Raw genomic sequence first — 18105 nt, 5'->3', positions numbered from 1 at the left:
CGGTCCGCCGGCCGGGGCGGTGGCGGCACGGACGGCTGAACGTGAGGCCGGTGTGCCCGGCCTCGTGGCCGGCCGGTCACCGCACCGTCGGGCGGAGCCGCGTGTCCCGGCCGGACCCCGGTTCCGAACAGCCGGTTCACCCGCCCTGGGACTCTTCGCTGACTTCATGCCGCGACGCGGCGACGGTCAGGAACCCGCGGATATACCCGGCCACGGTGTCCAGGTGGCTTTCGAGCAGGAAGTGCCCGCCTCCGGGGACCAGACGGATCTCCGCGTCCGGCAGATCCCGGGCGAAGGCGCGCGCTCCGTCCGGGCCGAAGATCTCGTCGCCCGCGCCCCAGACCGCGAGGAGCGGAACCCGGCGTTCCCGGAAGTAGGCGTGCACCCGCGGGTAGAGGGGCCGGTTGCCGGCGTAGTCGCGGAACAGGGCGAGTTGCACGAGATCGTTGCCCGGCCGGCTGACCTCGCGGTGATCGGCGGCCCAGGTGTCGGGGTCGACCAGCTCGGGCCGGTCCACTCCGTGCAGGTACTGCCAGCGGATGGCGTCGAGCGAGAGGGCGGTACGGACGGCGGGTTCGGTCCGGGGGCCCGGATTCTCGCCGTACGCCCAGAGGGGCGCCCAGAAATCCGGTACGAAGCCGTCCTCGTAGGCGTTGCCGCTCTGTGTGATCACCGCGGTGACCGCGTCCGGGGTACGCAGGGCGAGCCGCCAGCCGATGGGGGCCCCGTAGTCCTGGACGTACACGGCATAGCGGGTGACGCCGAGCCGGGCCAGCAGGGCCTCGGTGATGTCGGTCAGGGAGTCGAAGGTGTAGGTGAACGCGTCCGCGGGCGGGGCATCGGAGTTGCCGAAGCCGAGGTGGTCGGGGGCGATGACGTGGAACCGGTCGGCCAGTGCCGGGATGAGGTGGCGGAACATGCGGGAGCTGGTGGGGAATCCGTGCAGGAGGACGAGTGTGGGGGCCTCGCGGGCCCCTGCCTCGCGGTAGAAGACGCGATGTCCCCGCACGGTCGCGTACTGATGGCGGATCTCAACCATATCTAACCCCTTAGATGTCGTGTGGTGGTTACCGCTCGGCGTTCAGTAGACCCCGCGTGGGGTAACCTGTCAAACCACTTGAGGGAGTTAGCTGGAAAGGTGAGACCCGTGCTGGACGACCAGGCCCTGCTGGAGGCGCTGAACAGCACGCCTGTGGCGGATGGGCGACGCCGGGACCTGTGGCGTGACGACCGCGAGCTGGACAGGTGGGCGCGGGAGCACGGGGGTCTCGGCGGTGACGAGGAGCGCCGGTGGCTGCGCACCGCCCGGGACGCGCTCCAGGCGGTCGTGTCGGGTGCGCCGGCGGAGCCCCGTCTGGGCCGGGTCCTCGCGGGCGCCCGCAAGGTCCCGCGGGCCGGCGCGTCGGGCGTCGAGTGGCACCTGGAGGTGCCGCCGGAGCGCAGGCTCGCCGTGGAGCTCGTGCTCGCTTGGGCGGACGTCAAGGAGCGCATGCCCGGCCGTCTGCGGCCGTGCGGGAACCCCGAATGCCGCCTCTTCCTCCTGGACCGCAGCCGTGCCAACACCGCACGGTGGTGCTCGATGAAGACCTGCGGGAACCGGCTCAAGGCCCGCCGGCACCAGGCCCGGGTGCGGGAGACCCCGCGAGCCGAGTAGGGCGCTGCGGCGGGCCGACGCCCGCACGGGGGCCGGACTCCCGCCCGGGGTCCGCTCGTTGGCCTCTTCGTCCCCTGCCCGGGTTCGGGTGTGCCCCGTCCGGCCCGTTCCGGTTCTCCCCGGGGTGCGGGAGGGCGGGATCGCACCGGAACGGATCCCTCCGCCGTACCCCTCCGCGTACGCTGTACGGAGTTTCCCGTCCCCCGGGCAAACCCGGCCGGTGCCGGGCACGGTCCCGCGCCCGCGCACCGGCGTCCGCGGCCGGCCCGCGGAGGACGGGCACCGTCACGACGCCACGCTCCCGATCCACAGCGAGGGAAAGCCGGATGCACTCCGATCCCACCAGTTCCACCAGTCCCACGAGGCCGCACGCCGCCGACAGCCACGACACCATCCAGGTCCGCGGGGCCCGGGAGAACAACCTCAAGAACGTCTCCCTGGACCTCCCCAAGCGCCGCCTCACCGTCTTCACCGGAGTCTCCGGCTCGGGGAAGTCCTCTCTCGTCTTCGGCACCATCGCCGCCGAGTCGCAGCGGCTGATCAACGAGACCTACTCGGCCTTCGTCCAGGGGTTCATGCCCAGCGTGGGCCGCCCCGACGTCGACGGCCTGCACCATCTCAGCGCCGCCATCGTCGTCGACCAGGAGCGGATGGGCGCCAACTCCCGCTCCACGGTGGGCACCGCGACCGACGCCCACGCGATGCTCCGGATCGTCTTCAGCCGCCTCGGCACCCCGCACATCGGCACCTCGACCGCCTTCAGCTTCAACAGCGCCGAGGGCATGTGCCCCGCCTGCGAGGGGCTCGGCCAGGTCACGGAGATCGACGTCGACGAGATCCTGGACCGCGACCGCTCCCTCGACGAGGGGGCGATCACCGCCCCCGGGTTCTCCCCGGGCTCGTGGTACCAGCAGGTCATGGCGGGCTCCGGCCTCTACGACCCCGCCAAGCCGCTGTGCGAGTTCACCCCACGGGAGTGGGACGACCTGCTGTACAAGCCCACCACCAAGATCAAGATGGGGAACAGCAACGTCACCTACGAAGGGCTGGTGACGCGCATCCGGCGGACCCTCCTCGCCAAGGACCGGGACTCGATGCAGTCCCACGTCCGGGCCTTCGTGGACCGTGCCGTGGTCTTCGCCGACTGCCGCGACTGCGGCGGCGCCCGCCTCAATGCCGCCGCGCTGTCCTCGAAGATCGGCGGACGCACTATCGCCGACTGCTCGGCGATGCAGATCAGCGATCTGGCCGACTTCGTGCGGACCATCGAGGACGAGTCCGTCGCCCCGCTGCTGGCCGGGCTGCGGCAACTGCTGGACTCCCTGGTGGAGATCGGCCTGGGATATCTCAGCCTGGACCGCACCTCCGCCAGCCTCTCCGGCGGCGAGGCCCAGCGGGTGAAGATGGTCCGGCACCTCGGCTCCAGCCTCACCGACGTCACCTACGTCTTCGACGAACCCACCATCGGGCTCCATCCGCACGACATCCAGCGGATGAACGATCTGCTGCTGCGGCTGCGCGACAAGGGCAACACCGTGCTCGTCGTGGAGCACAAGCCCGAGGTGATTGCGATCGCCGACCACGTCGTCGACCTCGGGCCGCGGGCCGGAACGGCCGGGGGAGAGGTCTGCTACAGCGGCGACGTGGCCGGGCTGCGCGCCTCGTCCACGCTCACCGGACGGTATCTGGGCCACCGGGCGCGGCTGCGGGAGACCGTGCGCACCCCGCGCGGGCACCTGCCGGTCAAGGACGCCGACCGGCACAACCTGAAGAACGTCAGCGTGGACATCCCGCTGGGCGTGCTGACGGTCGTCACCGGTGTCGCCGGTTCGGGCAAGAGTTCGCTGATCCACGGATCGCTGCCGGGGCGGGAGGGGGTCGTCGTCGCGGACCAGTCGCCGATCCGCGGCTCGCGCCGCAGCAACCCGGCCACGTACACGGGGCTGCTCGACCCGATCCGCAAGGCCTTCGCCAAGGCCAACGGGGTCCGGGCGGCGCTGTTCAGCGCCAACTCCGAGGGGGCCTGCCCGGGCTGCAACGGCATCGGGCTGGTCTACACCGACCTCGCGATGATGGCCGGGGTGGCCTCCGTCTGCGAGAAGTGCGAGGGCAAACGGTTCACCCCCGAGGTGCTCTCCTACACCCTGCGGGGCAAGAACATCAGCGAGGTCCTGGAGATGCCGGTGGGCGAGGCCCGCGCCTTCTTCACCACCGGCCAGGCCGGCACCGTCCTCGGCCGGCTCGCCGACGTCGGCCTGGACTACGTGCGCCTCGGCCAGCCGCTGAACACCCTGTCCGGAGGCGAGCGGCAGCGGCTGAAACTCGCCGTCCACATGTCCGGGAAGGGCACGACCTACGTCCTCGACGAGCCGACGACCGGACTCCACCTGGCCGACGTGGACCAGCTGCTGGCCCTGCTCGACCGGCTCGTGGACGACGGCAACACGGTCGTCGTCATCGAACACCACCAGGCCGTGATGGCCCACGCCGACTGGCTGATCGACCTGGGCCCCGGCGCCGGCCACGACGGCGGCCGGATCGTCTTCGAGGGGACCCCGGCCGAACTCGTCGAGAAGGGGGACACGTTGACCGCCCGGCACCTGCGGTCGTACGTCGGCGCGGCCGGATAGGGACACCGGCGCGGCCGCTGGGGCGGGGCCGGGGCCGAGCCGGGTGGACGGTTCCGGCCCCGGTCCGCCTCGGGCCCCGGCCCTGCCGGGTCCCGGGCCGGCGCGGCCTCCGGCCCCCGTGCTACGGGGCCGCGTCCCCGCGCGCTTCCTCCTGCCGTACGACCTCGGGCAGATCCGTGAGGCGGTCCAGGCCGTGCAGCGACCGGGCGATCCGGGGGTTGCCCTCCAGCAGCGGCCGCTGCCGCTCCAGGAAGTACCAGTAACCGGCCGTGACGGGGCAGGCCCGCTCACCCGTCCGCCGGTTGGGCCGGTAGGCGCAGTCCCCGCAGAGATCGCTCATGCGGTTGATGTACGCACCGCCGCACAGGTAGGGCTTGGTGGTGATGCGGCCCCCGTCGGCGTACTGGGACATCCCGATGACGTTCGGCAGCATCACCCAGTCGTAGCCGTCGGCGAAAGAGCGGTGGAACCAGTCGGTGACGGCCAGGGGATCCCATCCCCGCTGCAGGGCCCAGTTGCCCAGGATCATCAGCCGGGGGATGTGATGGGTCCAGGCGCGGTCCCGCACCTCGGTGAGCGCGGTGGCCAGGCAGCGGGCGGTGACGGCACCGGCGTCGAGGTCCGCGAACCAGCCCGGCAGGGGCCGGTGGTGGCCCAGGGCGTTGCTGTGCCGGTAGTCGTCACCGAGGCTCCAGTACAGATGCCACATGTACTCGCGCCAGCCGGCGATCTGGCGGACGAAGCCCTCGGCGGAGCTGAGCGGGACCGCCCCCGACCGGTACGCGTCCTCGGCGGCCGCCACGCACTCGGCCGGGTGGAGCAGGCCGAGGTTGAGCGCGGGGGAGAGCAGGCTGTGGCTCATGGCCCAGTCGCCGGACAGGACGGCGTCCTCCCAGGGTCCGAAGCTCCCCAGCCGCTTCTCCGTGAAGCGCCGCAGCGCGCGCAGGGCTTCGGCGCGGGTGGCGGGGAAGAGCCGCGGGCCGTCGCGGCCGGTGAAGGAGACCTCGCCGTCGGCCTCCCACCGGTCGAGGTCGCGGCGGACCTCCTCGTCCACGGCGTCCTCGCGGGGGAGGTAGGGGCGGGGGACGGGCAGGGAATCCCGGCGGGGCGGCGGCTCGCGGTTCTCGGAGTCGAGGTTCCAGCGCCCTCCGGCGGGCTCGTCACCGTCCATCAGCAGCCGGAGCTCGCGCCGTACGCGGTGGTAGAAGTCCTCCATCCGGACCCGGTCCGGAGCCGGACCCTCCGGGCCGGCGCCCGTCCAGTCGGCGAACTGCCCGGCGGAGACCAGGAAGCCGCGCGCCGGGAGGACGGTGACCTGCTCCAGGGAGCGCACGAACCGCAGGGCGGCGTGGGAGGTCGGATGGTGCACGGTCACGGGCGCGCCGCCGGTGGCCCGGGCCAGGCCCTCGCGGTAGGTCCCGGCCCGGATGTAGCGCACGCGGTCGCCGAGTTCGGCGGCGCGGTGCCGCATGGCGGAGAGGACGAGATGCGCCTTGGCCCGGTGGAAGCGGCGGCGGCGGAAGACCGACCGGCTCTCGATCATGACGATCTTCCCGCCGGGGCCGGGGGCGGGGGCTGAGCCGGGTCCGGCCCCCGGGGAGGAAGTGCGGGCCGAGCTGGTCCCCGAAGAGCCAGTGGTAACCGGGTTCATCCCGTGATGCGGTACTCACCGCCTCATAGTGGTCGATTCCGGAAGCCGGTCAAGGAGGCTGCCGTGGCATGGCGTCGTGGCACGGCCTCCGTGGCGGGGACGTCGCCGGAAAGGGGCGCGGCACCTCGCCCGGCCGAGCCGGCACGCGGTGCCGCGGGGAGGCGCCGTACACGTTGTCCGCAGGCCCGCCGCCCCCGCTGCGGCCCGCGCGGCGGCCTCCACCGGGCAAGGCTCTCCCACCGCCCGCGTCCGTTACGCCCCGTCCTCGCGCTCCTCCGCGCGGGTGGCGGGGACGGCGCTGACGAAGCGCATATAGCGGTCCCAGTCCCAGTGCGGCCCGGGATCGGTGTGGTCGGTGCCGGGCACCTCGACGTGGCCGACGATGTGCTCGCGGTCCCTCGGCAGCCCGTACCGGTCGCATATCCCGGCCGTCAGCTCCGCCGAGGCGCGGTAGGTGGCGTCGGTGATGGAGTCGGCGCGCCCCGCGAAGCCCTCGTGTTCGATGCCGATGCTGCGCTCGTTGAAGGAGCGGTTGCCCGCGTGGTAGGCCACGTCCAGTTCGCGCACCATCTGCGCCACGTGCCCGTCCTCCGTGCGCACCACGTAGTGCGCGGCGGCGCCGTGCCCGGGGTCCTGGAAGACCTTCAGGCCCACGGCGTAGTCGCCCTCGATGGTGTGGATCACCACCCGGTCGATGGTGTAGTCGTACGGCCGGTCGGCCATCCGCCAGTTCGCGGACGAGGCCGGTATCCACTCGGCACCCGGGTGGTCGACCTCGCCCTCCTTGCGGGGCCGGTTGACGCCGGGGACGCGGTACCACCAGTTCGAGCCGTCCACGGCCAGATAGCCGGCCGCGCCGAGGCCCACCGTCGCGCCGCCGATGAGCAGGGCGCGCCGGCTGACGCCCCGGCGTCGCTCCGCCGTGCGCTCCTCCCGGCGGGGCTCCGGCACCTGCTGCTCCTGCCGGGGCTCCCGCTGCTGCGGCGGATCGGACCGGCGCGACTGCTGTGCTTCCATCCGCGACCTCTTGTGCTCGCTGGGTACCCCTCGGTGGCACGGACCGCGCCCGGGGCCTCGGGGTTGCTCGGGGAATCGCTTCTTCGTGCGCTGGGTTGTTCTGTGCTCAACGGGTGGCCGGTGCCCCCTGTTCCGGAGGGGTGGTTTCCGGCCCTCTCCGTCCGTTTCCGGCCGGTCCCCGGCGGACGGGGCGGAACGGCCCCGACCCGCGTTCCCGTACCGCACCGGGGCCGGCCCCGTATCGCGTTGGGGCCGGGCGCCCCGGGCCCGTACGCTGGTAGCGCTATGAACGATTTCCCCGGCGCACCCACCACTCCCCGCGACGGCACCCGGCTGCGGGTCCTCGCCGCCATGTCCGGCGGTGTCGACTCCGCCGTCGCCGCCGCCCGTGCCGCCGAGGCGGGCCACGACGTCACCGGCGTCCACCTCGCCCTGTCGGCCAACCCGAAGTCTTTCCGCACCGGGGCCAGGGGCTGCTGCACGATCGAGGACAGCCACGACGCGCGCCGGGCCGCCGACGTCATCGGCATCCCGTTCTACGTCTGGGACCTGGCCGAGCGCTTCCGCGAGGACGTGGTCGACGACTTCGTCGCCGAGTACGCCGCCGGGCGCACGCCCAACCCCTGCCTGCGCTGCAACGAGAAGATCAAGTTCGCGGCGCTGCTGGACAAGGCCCTCGCCCTGGGCTTCGACGCCGTCTGCACCGGCCACTACGCCACCGTCGTCACCCGCGAGGACGGCGGCCGGGAGCTGCACCGCGCCTCCGACGAGGCCAAGGACCAGAGCTATGTGCTCGGCGTCCTCGACGAGCGCCAGCTCGCCCACGCCATGTTCCCGCTGGGCGACACCCTCACCACCAAGGACGAGATCCGGGCCGAGGCCGAGCGCCGCGGTCTGGCCGTCGCGAAGAAGCCCGACAGCCACGACATCTGCTTCATCGCCGACGGCGACACCCAGGGCTTCCTGGCCAGGCACCTGGGCACCGCCGAGGGCGACATCGTCGACGAGGACGGCAACCGGCTCGGCGGTCACCAGGGCGCCTACGGCTACACCATCGGCCAGCGCAAGGGCCTGCGCCTGGGCGTCCCGGCCCCGGACGGAAAGCCGCGCTACGTCCTGGACATCTCGCCGGTCAACAACACGGTGACGGTCGGCCCGCAGGAGGCGCTCGACGTCACCGCGCTGACGGCGATCCGGCCCCGCTGGTGCGGCGAGCCCCCGGCGGGCCCGGGCACGTACACGGCCCAGCTCCGCGCCCACGGCGAGGAGACGCCGGTGACGGCGGAGCCGGCCGAGGACGCCGAGGGGGCCCCGGAACTCCGGGTGACCTTCACCGAGCCGGTCCGCGGCGTGGCCCCGGGCCAGGCGATCGTCCTCTACGACGGCACCCGGGTCGTCGGCTCGGCGACCATCGCCACGACGGAACGCCGCCGCGAGCCGGCGGCCGCGCGAGGCTGAGGGGGGAGTCCTGCCGGTGACGCCCTCGGCCCTTCCGTGGACCCGTCATCTGTCGGCCGACGAGGTACGGCAGTTCGTGCAGGAGCTGACCCGGGCTGCGGACGACGCGGCATATCCGGATGTCCACGCCAACCTCCACCGGGTCGTCGCTGAGTGGCGGGCGACCGCGCGCATCCTCGCCGACCCCGAGCTGACGGCTCAGCTCACTCGCCCGCTGCCCGACGAGGACCACGGAGAGGCGACCGCTCCGTAACGCCGAAGCGAGGCCGCGAGCTCGCCGCGCTGCCGGTCGGCACCGAATGAACCGCGAGCCCCGATGAGTATTCTGGCGTGCGAGGACGGGGCGTCATAGGCTGTTCTGTGCGGGTAACCCGCAGAGGAGATCCCAAGACGGGCATTGGGAATCACCGCCCTGTGAGGAGGTCGGCCGTGCTGCTCAGCTTCAGGGTGGCCAATCACCGCTCGATCCGGACCGAGCAAGAGCTGTCGCTGGTGGCCACGGAGTTCAACGAGGGCACGGAGCGCGACACCGGTGCCCGGGTGGATGGCAAGCCGGTCTCAGTGCTGCCCGTGGTCGGCATTTTCGGGGCGAATGCCTCGGGTAAGTCGAACACCCTCAGCGCCCTGCGCTTCATGCGCAGCGCGGTACGGGAATCCTTCGCCGACTGGGGCAAACACCCGGAGCGGGTCCCGCGTGAACCTTTCGCGCTCGACCCGGAGGCGCGCGAGGAGACGAGTCTCTTCGAGGTCGAGCTGCTGCTGGGCCCGCGCGGCAGGCGGGTGCGTTACACCTACGGCTTTGAGCTGTCGGACGAACGGGTCGAGGCGGAGTGGCTGCACGCCTACCCCTCCGGCCGCCGCCAGGTGTGGTTCGACCGCGAGGCCGGACGACCGGAGGAAGAGGGCGGCGAGTTCAGATTCCCCGGTACGGGCCTCAAGGGCCGCAAGGAAGAACTGGCCGAGAGCACCCGGCCGAACGCGCTGTTCCTCACCGTCGGTGCCACCCTCAACCATCCCCAGCTCGCCGCCGTGCACCGGTGGTTCAGCGAAAACGTCTGGCTGCTGGCTCCCGGAGACGACCTCTCCGCCCGCACGCGCTGGACTCGCGAACTCCTCACCGGAGCCGCTGGGGACGACAAGAGACTGCGGGAACGCATCGCGCGCATGCTGGCCGTCGCGGACCTGGGCATCACGGGCCTCACCACCGATCCCGAGACCGGTGAACTGCAACTACTGCACCGGGCGGCGGACGGTTCGGAACAGCCCATGGACTTCGCGGACCAGGAATCCCTCGGCACCCACGCCTGGTTCGCCTTCCTCGGCCCGCTGCTGCACTTCCTCGACCAGGGCGGCGTCATGCTCGTCGACGAACTCGACTCCAGCCTTCACCCCCTGCTGGCGGCCGAGGTGATCCGCCTCTTCCAGGACCGCGAGGCCAATCCGCACGACGCCCAACTCGTCTTCACCACACATGACGCGACCCTGCTCGGGCCGTCCGTGGTGGAGCGCCCGCTGGATCGCGATCAGGTCTGGATCACGCACAAGAGCGGCATCGGGGAGAGTGAGCTGTACCCGCTCACTGCGGCGCGCAAGGCCCGTAAGGACGACAACCTGGAACGCCGGTATCTTCACGGCCACTACGGTGGTATCCCTCGACTGACTGCCGGGGAGATCGCGAGGGAAGCGGTCCGCTTCGCGGAGGAGCTGAAGGCGACAGCGTGAGCAAGGGGGACAGGGCACAGGACAAGCGCGACAGACGCCGCCGGGACCGGAGTGGGGCGTCTCACGCGCTGCGCCGTCCGCCCGCTTCGTACGGCGACAAGTCGAACCGCGTGGTCTACGTGGCCTGCGAGGGCTCCAGGACCGAGCCGGACTACATCAGCCTGCTGAACAAGACCTACGGCCGGGACAAAAGCTTTCGGTTGAAGTACTGCCACCCGGGGCACGGCAACGGCCTGGACCCCGTGGAAACGGTCCAGCAGACGCTGAAGGAAGCCGGCCCGGAGGACGAGAAGTGGGCGCTCTTCGACCGGGACGCGGACGACAACCGTGACCGGAAGATCCCCGATGCCATGCGACTGGCCGCCGACAGAGGTGTCCAAGTGGCGCTGTCGCACCCGTCCTTCGAATTGTGGCTGCTGCTCCACTTCCAGCACTGGACCAGTCAGGAGCACGGCCACGACGAGAAGGTGAAGGACAGACTGCGCCGGCACCGGGACGCCAAGGGCTTCAAGGACTACGACAAGGCGTCCGGCGACCGGGGCAAGGGCCTCAACGACGAGCGGGGAAATGCCCTCCTCGGCCGCGAGACCACTGCTGTTCGCAACGCCAGGAAGCTGGTGAAGGCGTGCCCCAGCGGCCGCTGCTCCGCGGACCGCATCGGGAAGATCCAGCCGATCCCCGCCAAGGGAGGGGAGAAGTACGCCGAGTGGACCGAGCGCACCGGGCACGCCGCCGGATGCGATCCACTGAAGCGCGACCCGTCCACCGACGTCTGGCGGCTCCTGGCGAGCCTTGGCCTCGGAACTGTGGTGGAGGGCAGAGGGTAGCGAGCCGCGGAGCGCGAGTTTCTTTCTGCCGACCGCCACGCGAGGGCCGGGGCTGACTGTGCTGGGCGCGTGGTCGTCAGATGGGGGAGACCGGCGGGCGATTCACCTTTCCGTTCTGTACCCCCGCGATGAAGGTGGTGAGCGCTGCTCGGCTCACCCTGATGGTCCGGGCCGGGTGAACGCTGTCCCGGACGGCCATGCTGTCCTGGTCGCAGATGGCGATCTCCACACAGTTGTTGCCGCCCCCGCCGCAGAATGACGAGCGCTTCCAGTCGAGTCCGTCCACCGTCAGTCCTCTCGGAACGTGTGTGCCAGAGAGCGGATGAGTTCCCGGGAATCGCCGGGAGAGAGCGCGGACTGCTCCATGAGGTCCAGCAGAGAACGATAGTTCGCCAACGGTGTTGGCGCATCAACAAAGTTGGCTCCCAGGGCGGTATCGAGCTGGACCGTGTCCAACTCTGGCACGGGGCCCTCCGCGTACAGGACCGACTGCCCGGCTCCGTGGAAGCCCCCGGCGCTGAACGGGATGACCAACAAGGTGACGTTGGGCTGTTCCGCCGCCTCTGCCAGGCGTCGGAGCTGGGCTCGGGCGACGGCTCGACCGCCGAACTCCAGGCGCAGAGCAGCCTCGTGAATGATGCCCGTGTAGGGCATGGGGTTGTCACCCACGAGCACGTTCTGGCGAGCCATGCGATGCGCAACCCGGAGTTCGACGTCCAGGCGGGGGAGCTTCGGCACGGTGAGCTCGAAGATGGCCCTGGCGTGGTCTTCCGTCTGCAGCAGGCCCGGCAGGTGCACCGTCTGCGCCGTCCGGATGCGCACGGCGTAGTGCTCCAGCTCGGATACGTCCAGGTGTCCGTCGGGCAGCTTGCCCCGGTATTCCGTCCACCAGTGCTTGGTGCGCCGGCTCGCCGCCATGTCGGCCAGGGCGTCCACCAGCGCCTCGTTCGGGCACTTGTAGTGGCATGTGAGCTGCCGGACCCGGTCCTCGCTGACCGTGGTGCGTCCGGCCTCGATGTTGGAGATCATCGTGCGGTCCGCGCCCAGCATCGAGGCGGCTTCCTGGATGGAGATCCCTGCCTGCTCGCGCATGCGGCGGAGTTCGGTGGCCAAGCGGCGCTGGCGGCCGGTTGGAGCGTTTCGTGCGGCCATGAGTCCTCTCCCGTGAGTGCGATGCAGTGTGGCAGGCCGTCGAAACGGCATACCAGTGAAAGAAGTTCATATTCACTCGTTCGGGGACATTGACTCATGAGTGAGTCGATAGTGCTCTACGGTGTGAGGCGCGCCGCCCAACTCTCCATCCCCGTCCACCGGAAGCGCACCGTCGGCCACGGGCCCAGGCCAGGCGGCGAGCCACCGCAGGCGGCCACGGCGAATCCCGACCCGGGCCGCCGGGGGACATGGAGAGACCCACACCCGACGACGGCCGTACAGCGCCGCCTCGACGCCATGGAGTGGCGCGCGCGTCGCAGTCCGGCCACACCGCGTGCGAGCGCAGGCCGTCACTCATGCCACCGCACAAGGAGGTGCCCGTGAACCCCGAATCTCAACTCCCCCTTTCAGCCCGCCCCGTCCAAGCACCGCAGACCCCGGGGGCCGTCCCCCCGCTCCCGTACCCGGTGCCCACTCCGTTCGCCGGCCCGTGGGAGTACGCCCTCCGCTTTCCCGGGGACCCGCGCGGTCCCGGAGTCGCGCGGGCGACGTTGCGGGCCGTGCTGACCGCGCACCACCTCGGTGAACTGGCCGACCGGGCCGAGCTGTTGACCTCCGAGCTGACGACCAATGCCGTCCGCTACTCCAAGGGCCCCGCCGCCGTGCTGCTGCGCTGGGCGGCGCCGATCCTCCGGGTCAGCGTCTCCGACCCGTGCCCGGAGTTCCCCGCGCCCCGGGTGCCCGTCGGGCCGGTGGCGGCGGACGCCGAGCGGGGGAGAGGGCTGCTGATCCTCGATCTGCTCGCCGACGCCTGGGGCGACTGCTGTGCGGAGGAGCCGGCCCTGGGCTCCGTCGGCAAGAGCATCTGGTTCGAGTTGATCCTCGGCGCCGGACCGCCGTCCCCGGAGGCACCCGCGCTAGCGGCCTGACGCGCGTTCCCCCGGCCGCGGCGATTGCCGTACGGGTTCAGCCGCCGTGGCCGGACCCGTACGGCACGGTCAGGCCGCCGGCCCCGTGGGCCGGTCCTCGTCCGGAGCGTCGGTGACGACCTCCGTCTCGTAGAAGCAGAAGTGGTCCTTGATCCGCGCCACTTCGGGCTTGGGGTCCGGGTAGGCCCACACCAGGTCCGGGGCTTCCGGGCGGGACCAGTAGGAGGCGTCGCCCTTGAACGGGCAGTGGGTGCTGGTGTCCGACGGGGTGAGGAGGTCCGTCCGGACGTCCTCCGGCGGGAGGTAGTAGCGGACCGGGCAGCCGGTCTCGCGGAGCAGCAGCGGGCGGCGGCTCTCGGCCAGCACCTGTCCGGCGTGCGTGACGCGGACGTGCTCGGTGCCCTGTTCGATCGTGATGCGGTGTCCTGGGGTCACGAGGTTCCCTCCCGTATGGTCCGGTCGCCCGGTCCGGCGTCTCTTCCCGGGAACAGCAAGCGCGCCCCCGCTTTCCTTCCCCGCCGGTGACGCGGTCCGCCGGTGACGCGGCCGGACGGCGCGGCCGGGAGATGATCGTCCCGCCGCCCGTGGGGCAAGCTGGGGCCCATGACTGCACATCTGATCACAGGGGCCGGATCGGGCATCGGGGCCGCCGTGGCGCGGCGGCTGGACGAGCGCGGGGACGAGCTGTGGCTGCTGGCGCGGGACGCCGGGCGGGCCCGGGAGCTGGAACGGGCGTTCCCCGGGGCACGGATGCTCGTCGGTGACCTCGCGGCCCCGGAGAAGCTGTCCTGGGCGCTCAGCCACCAGGAGGTGCCGGAGCGGCTCGACTCGCTCGTCCACTCCGCCGGTGTGGTGGAGCTCGGCACCGTCGGCGAGCTGACCCCCAAGGCGTGGAACCGGCAGCTCGCCGTCAACCTCGTCGCGCCCGCCGAGCTGACCCGGCTGCTGCTGCCGCAGCTCCGGCTGTCCCGCGGCCATGTCGTCTTCGTCAACTCCGGTTCCGGGCTGCGCGCCAACCCGGACTGGGCCGCGTACGCGGCCAGCAAGCACGGGCTGAAGGCGCTCGCCGACTCCCTGCGCGCCGAGGAACACGGCAACGGCGTACGCGTCACCTCCGTCTACCCGGGCCGCACCGCCACGCCCATGCAGGCGAAGGTCCACCAGCACGAGGGCAAGACGTACGAGGAGGGGCGCTGGATCGCGGCGGAGTCGGTCGCCACCACCGTCGTCACGGCGCTCACTCTGCCCCGGGACGCGGAGATCACCGACCTGTCGGTGCGCCCCGGCCACTGAGCGCCGGACGCCGTGGCGTGCGGGGCCGTCCGCTCCGGGCCCCGCACCGGGCCGTCCGTCCGCACGGCCCCGCCCCGGTGACGTAGTCGCCGCCGGGCCGGAACCGGTGTCCGCGCGCCCCCGCCGCCCGCCGCGGGCTCCCCCGTCGCGCGAGGGGTCGTCTCGTACGCTTCACCGCGTGAGCGAGAAGAGCAGGTTCATCTGGGGTACGGCGGCCGCGACCGGGGTCGGGTCCATGCCGGGCGGCGACGCGCGCGAGGCGGCGAAGACGGTCACCGGATCGCTGGAGGCGTTCCCGCATCTGCCGGAGCTGCCCGCCCGCGGCCCGGGCGCCGACATGCTGGGCCGCACCATCGGGCTGCTGACCGAGCTGTACGCGCACGTCGAGCCCAGCGGCTGGCGGCTGAGCGACCGCCCGGGCCGCGACACCCGGCGCGCGCGCTCCTGGATGGGGGAGGACCTCGACGCGCTGGAGGAGTTCACCCAGGGGTTCGAGGGCTCGCTGAAGGTGCAGGCCGTCGGCCCGTGGACGCTCGCGACGGGACTGGAACTGCGCGGCGGCGAGGCGGTGCTGAGCGACGCCGGGGCCTGCCGCGACCTGGCCGCCTCGCTCGCCGAGGGGCTGCGCGGCCATCTCGCCGAGGTGCGGCGGCGGGTGCCCGGCGCCGAGGTGGTGCTCCAGCTGGACGAGCCGTCGCTGACCCCGGTGCTGAGCGGGCGGGTGCGGTCGGCCAGCGGCTACCGCACCTACAACGCCGTGGACCGGGCCGTCGTCGAGGGGGCGCTTCGCGAGGTGTTCGCGGCGGCCGGTGGCGCGCCGGTGATCGTGCACTCCTGTGCGCCGGACGTGCCCTTCGCGCTGCTGCGGCGGGCGGGGGCGGCAGGTATCTCGTTCGATTTCTCGCTGCTCACCGAGCGTGACGAGGAGCCGATCGGGGAAGCAGTGGAGGGAGGGACGGCGCTCTTCGCCGGAGTGGTGCCGGGCACCGACACCGCGTTGTCAGACCCTGCCCTTAGTGTCATGGGGGTCAGAACGCTGTGGCGCAGGCTGGGGCTGTCGCCGGGGAGTCTCGCCACGTCCGTGGCGGTCACCCCGTCGTGCGGTCTCGCCGGTGCCTCACCGGCCTACGCGCGTTCGGCGCTGGCGCACTGCGCCCGGGCGGCGAGGTCGCTCGCGGACAACCCAGAGTGACGACCGCGGCGCGGTGCGGGGGACGGCCGGGCGGTGCGGGGAAGGACGGCGCGACGGCCCGGGCGGCACCACGGCACGGCGTATGACGGCACGGCGGGAAGAGGCGGCGACCGCACAGGGCGGGCGGCGTACGGCGGCGACGGGAGGACGGCACGGTGGCCGGTGAAGAGCAGGCGGTGCAGGCAGTCGCGGAGACGGGATCGACGGTGCCCCCGGAGGCCCGGGAGCGGCACCAGCGGCTGGCGGAGGAGGTCGAGGAGCACCGCTTCCGCTACTACGTGAAGGACGCCCCGGTCGTCAGCGACGCCGAGTTCGACCGGCTGCTGCGCTCCCTGGAGGCGCTGGAGGAGGAGCATCCGGAGCTGCGCACCCCCGAGTCGCCCACCCAGAAGGTGTCCGGGGCGTACGAGACGGAGTTCACCGAGGTCGAGCACCGCGAGCGGATGCTCAGCCTCGACAACGCCTTCGACGACGAGGAGCTGGAGTCCTGGGGCGACCGCATCGCGCGCGAGCTGGACGGCACGGACTACCACTTCCTCTGCGAGCTCAAGATCGACGGCCTCGCGGTCAATCTGACGTACGAGCACGGCCGGCTCACCCGGGCCGCCACCCGCGGCGACGGCCGCACGGGCGAGGACATCACGCCCAACGTCCGCACCATCGCGGACGTCCCCGAGCGGCTGAGCGGCGAGAACATCCCGGAGCTGGTGGAGATCCGCGGGGAGGTCTTCTTCCCGATGGAGCGGTTCACCGAGCTCAACACCCGGCTGGTGGAGGCCGGCAAGCCGCCGTTCGCCAACCCGCGGAACGCCGCCGCCGGCTCGCTCCGCCAGAAGGACCCCAAGATCACCGCGACGCGCCCGCTGCACATGGTGGTGCACGGCATCGGCGCCCGCGAGGGCTTCTCCATCGACCGGCTGTCGCAGGCGTACGACCTGCTGAGCGCCTGGGGCCTGCCCACCACCCCGCACGCCAGGGTGGTGGACTCCCTCGCCGGGGTCCGCGAGTTCATCGCGTACTACGGCGAGAACCGCCACTCCGTGGAGCACGAGATCGACGGCGTCGTCGTCAAGGTCGACGAGGTGCCCCTCCAGGGCCGGCTGGGCTCCACCTCGCGCGCCCCGCGCTGGGCCATCGCCTGGAAGTACGCGCCCGAGGAGGTGAACACCAAGCTGGTGGACATCCGGGTGGGCGTCGGCCGCACGGGGCGGGTCACGCCCTACGCCGTGGTCGAGCCGGTCACCGTCGCCGGCTCGGAGGTCGAGTTCGCCACCCTCCACAACCAGGAGGTGGTCAAGGCCAAGGGCGTGCTCATCGGGGACACGGTGGTGCTGCGCAAGGCCGGGGACGTCATCCCGGAGATCCTCGGCCCGGTGACGGACCTGCGGGACGGCAGCGAGCGGGAGTTCGTGATGCCCGCCGAGTGCCCCGACTGCGGCACGCCGCTGCGCCCCATGAAGGAGGGCGACATCGACCTCCGCTGCCCCAACGCCCGCACCTGCCCCGCGCAGCTCCGCGAGCGCGTGTTCTACCTGGCGGGCCGCAAGGCGCTGGACATCGAGAACTTCGGCTATGTGGTGGCCACCGCGCTCACCCAGCCGCTGGAGCCGGCCGAGCCGCCGCTGCGCGACGAGGGCGACCTCTTCGACCTGACGGTGGAGCAGCTGCTGCCCATCAAGTCGCACGTCCTCGACCCGGACACCGGGCTGCCCAAGAGCGACCCGAAGACCGGCGAGCCCAAGGTCGTCACCTTCTTCGCCAACCAGAAGGGCGAGCCGAAGAAGAACACCCTCGCCATGCTGGAGAACATCGCCGCGGCCAAGGAGCGCCCGCTGGCCCGGATCATCACGGGCCTCTCCATCCGCCATGTGGGCCCCGTCGCGGCGGAGGCGCTGGCCCGCGAGTTCCGCTCGCTGGACCGGATCGCCGAGGCGGACGAGGAGGAGCTGGCGGCCACCGAGGGCGTCGGGCCGACCATAGCCGCCTCGCTCAAACAGTGGTTCGCCGAGGACTGGCACCGCGAGATCGTGGAGAAGTGGCGGGCCGCCGGGGTGCGGATGGCGGAGGAATCCGGCCGGGACGAGGGCCCCCGTCCGCTGGAGGGACTCACCGTCGTCGTCACGGGCACGCTCTCCTCGCACACCAGAGATGGCGCGAAAGAGGCGTTGCAGATCCGCGGAGCGAAAGTCACCGGTTCCGTTTCCAAGAAGACGGCCTTCGTCGTGGTAGGTGACAACCCCGGCTCCAAACACGACAAGGCGGTCCAGCTCAAGGTTCCCGTGCTGGATGAGGAGGGGTTCGCCGTTCTGCTCGAACACGGTCCCGACGCGGCCCGTGACGTCGCACAGACATCCGCCGAGTAGCCGTCACATGACACCCGTTCGGCGCATACCAGACGCTTCGGTGTGCCTGGTCCGCATTCGGGCAACCCCTGCGGATCGCTGCCCGTCCAGGCGCCGGGCAGCCTACTGTTGAGGGTGTGCGCCCGCCGTGCGCGGCCGTGTGGTGGGAGCTCGTGGGCGACGGTACCGCGACCGGTGGCACCGGGCGTCCGGCCCACGATCCACCCCGGACCGGCCC

Annotated in this window: 15 protein-coding genes and 1 pseudogene; 10 read left to right on the top strand and 6 right to left on the bottom strand. The window is 71.9% G+C overall.

Annotated features, from left to right (window positions below; genetic code table 11):
• Positions 1–136: 136 nt before the first annotated feature.
• Positions 137–1039, bottom strand: coding sequence for an alpha/beta fold hydrolase (locus SXIN_RS08700; RefSeq protein ID WP_019709920.1), 903 nt, complete (start codon positions 1037–1039; stop codon positions 137–139).
• Between the two features lie 108 nt (positions 1040–1147).
• Between SXIN_RS08700 and SXIN_RS08695 the strand changes: the two genes are divergently transcribed.
• On the top strand, positions 1148–1654 hold the full coding sequence (locus tag SXIN_RS08695) for a CGNR zinc finger domain-containing protein (protein ID WP_019709919.1): 507 nt from the start codon (positions 1148–1150) through the stop codon (positions 1652–1654).
• 326 nt (positions 1655–1980) lie between these two features.
• Entirely contained in the window at positions 1981–4284 is a 2304-nt protein-coding gene (locus SXIN_RS08690; protein ID WP_019709918.1) for an ATP-binding cassette domain-containing protein, read from the top strand.
• A gap of 121 nt (positions 4285–4405) precedes the next feature.
• Here the strand turns inward: SXIN_RS08690 and SXIN_RS08685 are convergent.
• Both SXIN_RS08685 and SXIN_RS08680 read right to left on the bottom strand, forming a co-directional pair.
• Positions 4406–5954: pseudogene (locus SXIN_RS08685) on the bottom strand (cryptochrome/photolyase family protein).
• A 233-nt stretch (positions 5955–6187) separates the two neighbouring features.
• On the bottom strand, positions 6188–6952 hold the full coding sequence (locus SXIN_RS08680; protein WP_019709917.1) for an N-acetylmuramoyl-L-alanine amidase: 765 nt from the start codon (positions 6950–6952) through the stop codon (positions 6188–6190).
• 285 nt (positions 6953–7237) lie between these two features.
• Here SXIN_RS08680 and mnmA point away from each other — a divergent pair, with 285 nt between their 5' ends.
• From mnmA to SXIN_RS08660, 4 genes are all read left to right on the top strand, one after another.
• Complete coding sequence (gene mnmA / locus SXIN_RS08675) at positions 7238–8410, top strand: tRNA 2-thiouridine(34) synthase MnmA (protein ID WP_019709916.1); 1173 nt, start codon at positions 7238–7240, stop codon at positions 8408–8410.
• Between the two features lie 16 nt (positions 8411–8426).
• On the top strand, positions 8427–8663 hold the full coding sequence (locus SXIN_RS08670) for a DUF6247 family protein (protein WP_019709915.1): 237 nt from the start codon (positions 8427–8429) through the stop codon (positions 8661–8663).
• A gap of 176 nt (positions 8664–8839) precedes the next feature.
• A complete protein-coding gene (locus SXIN_RS08665; protein WP_019709914.1) occupies positions 8840–10132 on the top strand; it encodes an AAA family ATPase in 1293 nt (430 codons plus the stop codon).
• Positions 10129–10959, top strand: a complete 831-nt coding sequence (locus SXIN_RS08660) for an RloB family protein (protein ID WP_019709913.1) — start codon at positions 10129–10131, stop codon at positions 10957–10959. The genes SXIN_RS08665 and SXIN_RS08660 overlap by 4 nt, the downstream gene beginning before the upstream one ends.
• A gap of 76 nt (positions 10960–11035) precedes the next feature.
• Here SXIN_RS08660 and SXIN_RS08655 read toward each other — a convergent pair whose 3' ends face one another.
• Positions 11036–11245 (bottom strand): DUF397 domain-containing protein, encoded by a 210-nt coding sequence (locus SXIN_RS08655; RefSeq protein WP_019709912.1) that lies wholly within the window; start codon positions 11243–11245, stop codon positions 11036–11038.
• Between the two features lie 2 nt (positions 11246–11247).
• The gene (locus tag SXIN_RS08650) at positions 11248–12111 is read right to left on the bottom strand and encodes a helix-turn-helix domain-containing protein (protein ID WP_039822167.1); all 864 of its coding nucleotides are present in this window, start codon (positions 12109–12111) and stop codon (positions 11248–11250) included.
• A gap of 560 nt (positions 12112–12671) precedes the next feature.
• On the opposite strand from SXIN_RS08650, the gene SXIN_RS33135 reads away from it, so the two are divergent.
• Positions 12672–13040 carry an ATP-binding protein gene (locus SXIN_RS33135; protein WP_019709910.1) on the top strand — a complete coding sequence of 123 codons (369 nt, stop codon included), beginning with the start codon at positions 12672–12674 and terminating at the stop codon, positions 13038–13040.
• Positions 13041–13109: 69 nt separating this feature from the next.
• On the opposite strand, the gene SXIN_RS08640 is transcribed toward SXIN_RS33135, so the two are convergent.
• Positions 13110–13475 (bottom strand): DUF427 domain-containing protein, encoded by a 366-nt coding sequence (locus SXIN_RS08640; RefSeq protein ID WP_019709909.1) that lies wholly within the window; start codon positions 13473–13475, stop codon positions 13110–13112.
• Positions 13476–13643: 168 nt separating this feature from the next.
• On the opposite strand from SXIN_RS08640, the gene SXIN_RS08635 reads away from it, so the two are divergent.
• The 3 genes from SXIN_RS08635 (at position 13644) to ligA (ending at position 17888) form a co-directional block, all read left to right on the top strand.
• Positions 13644–14333 carry an SDR family oxidoreductase gene (locus tag SXIN_RS08635; protein WP_019709908.1) on the top strand — a complete coding sequence of 230 codons (690 nt, stop codon included), beginning with the start codon at positions 13644–13646 and terminating at the stop codon, positions 14331–14333.
• A gap of 178 nt (positions 14334–14511) precedes the next feature.
• Positions 14512–15525, top strand: coding sequence for a methionine synthase (locus SXIN_RS08630; protein ID WP_050930913.1), 1014 nt, complete (start codon positions 14512–14514; stop codon positions 15523–15525).
• A gap of 155 nt (positions 15526–15680) precedes the next feature.
• Entirely contained in the window at positions 15681–17888 is a 2208-nt protein-coding gene (gene ligA / locus SXIN_RS08625) for an NAD-dependent DNA ligase LigA (protein ID WP_019709905.1), read from the top strand.
• Positions 17889–18105 lie beyond the last annotated feature (217 nt).

Origin of the sequence: Streptomyces xinghaiensis S187, assembly GCF_000220705.2 — a bacterium.
GTDB classification, from domain to species: Bacteria; Actinomycetota; Actinomycetes; order Streptomycetales; family Streptomycetaceae; genus Streptomyces; species Streptomyces xinghaiensis.
The sequence above is the reverse complement of the archived record's forward strand: the minus strand, read 5'-3'. Positions and strand labels throughout refer to the sequence as shown.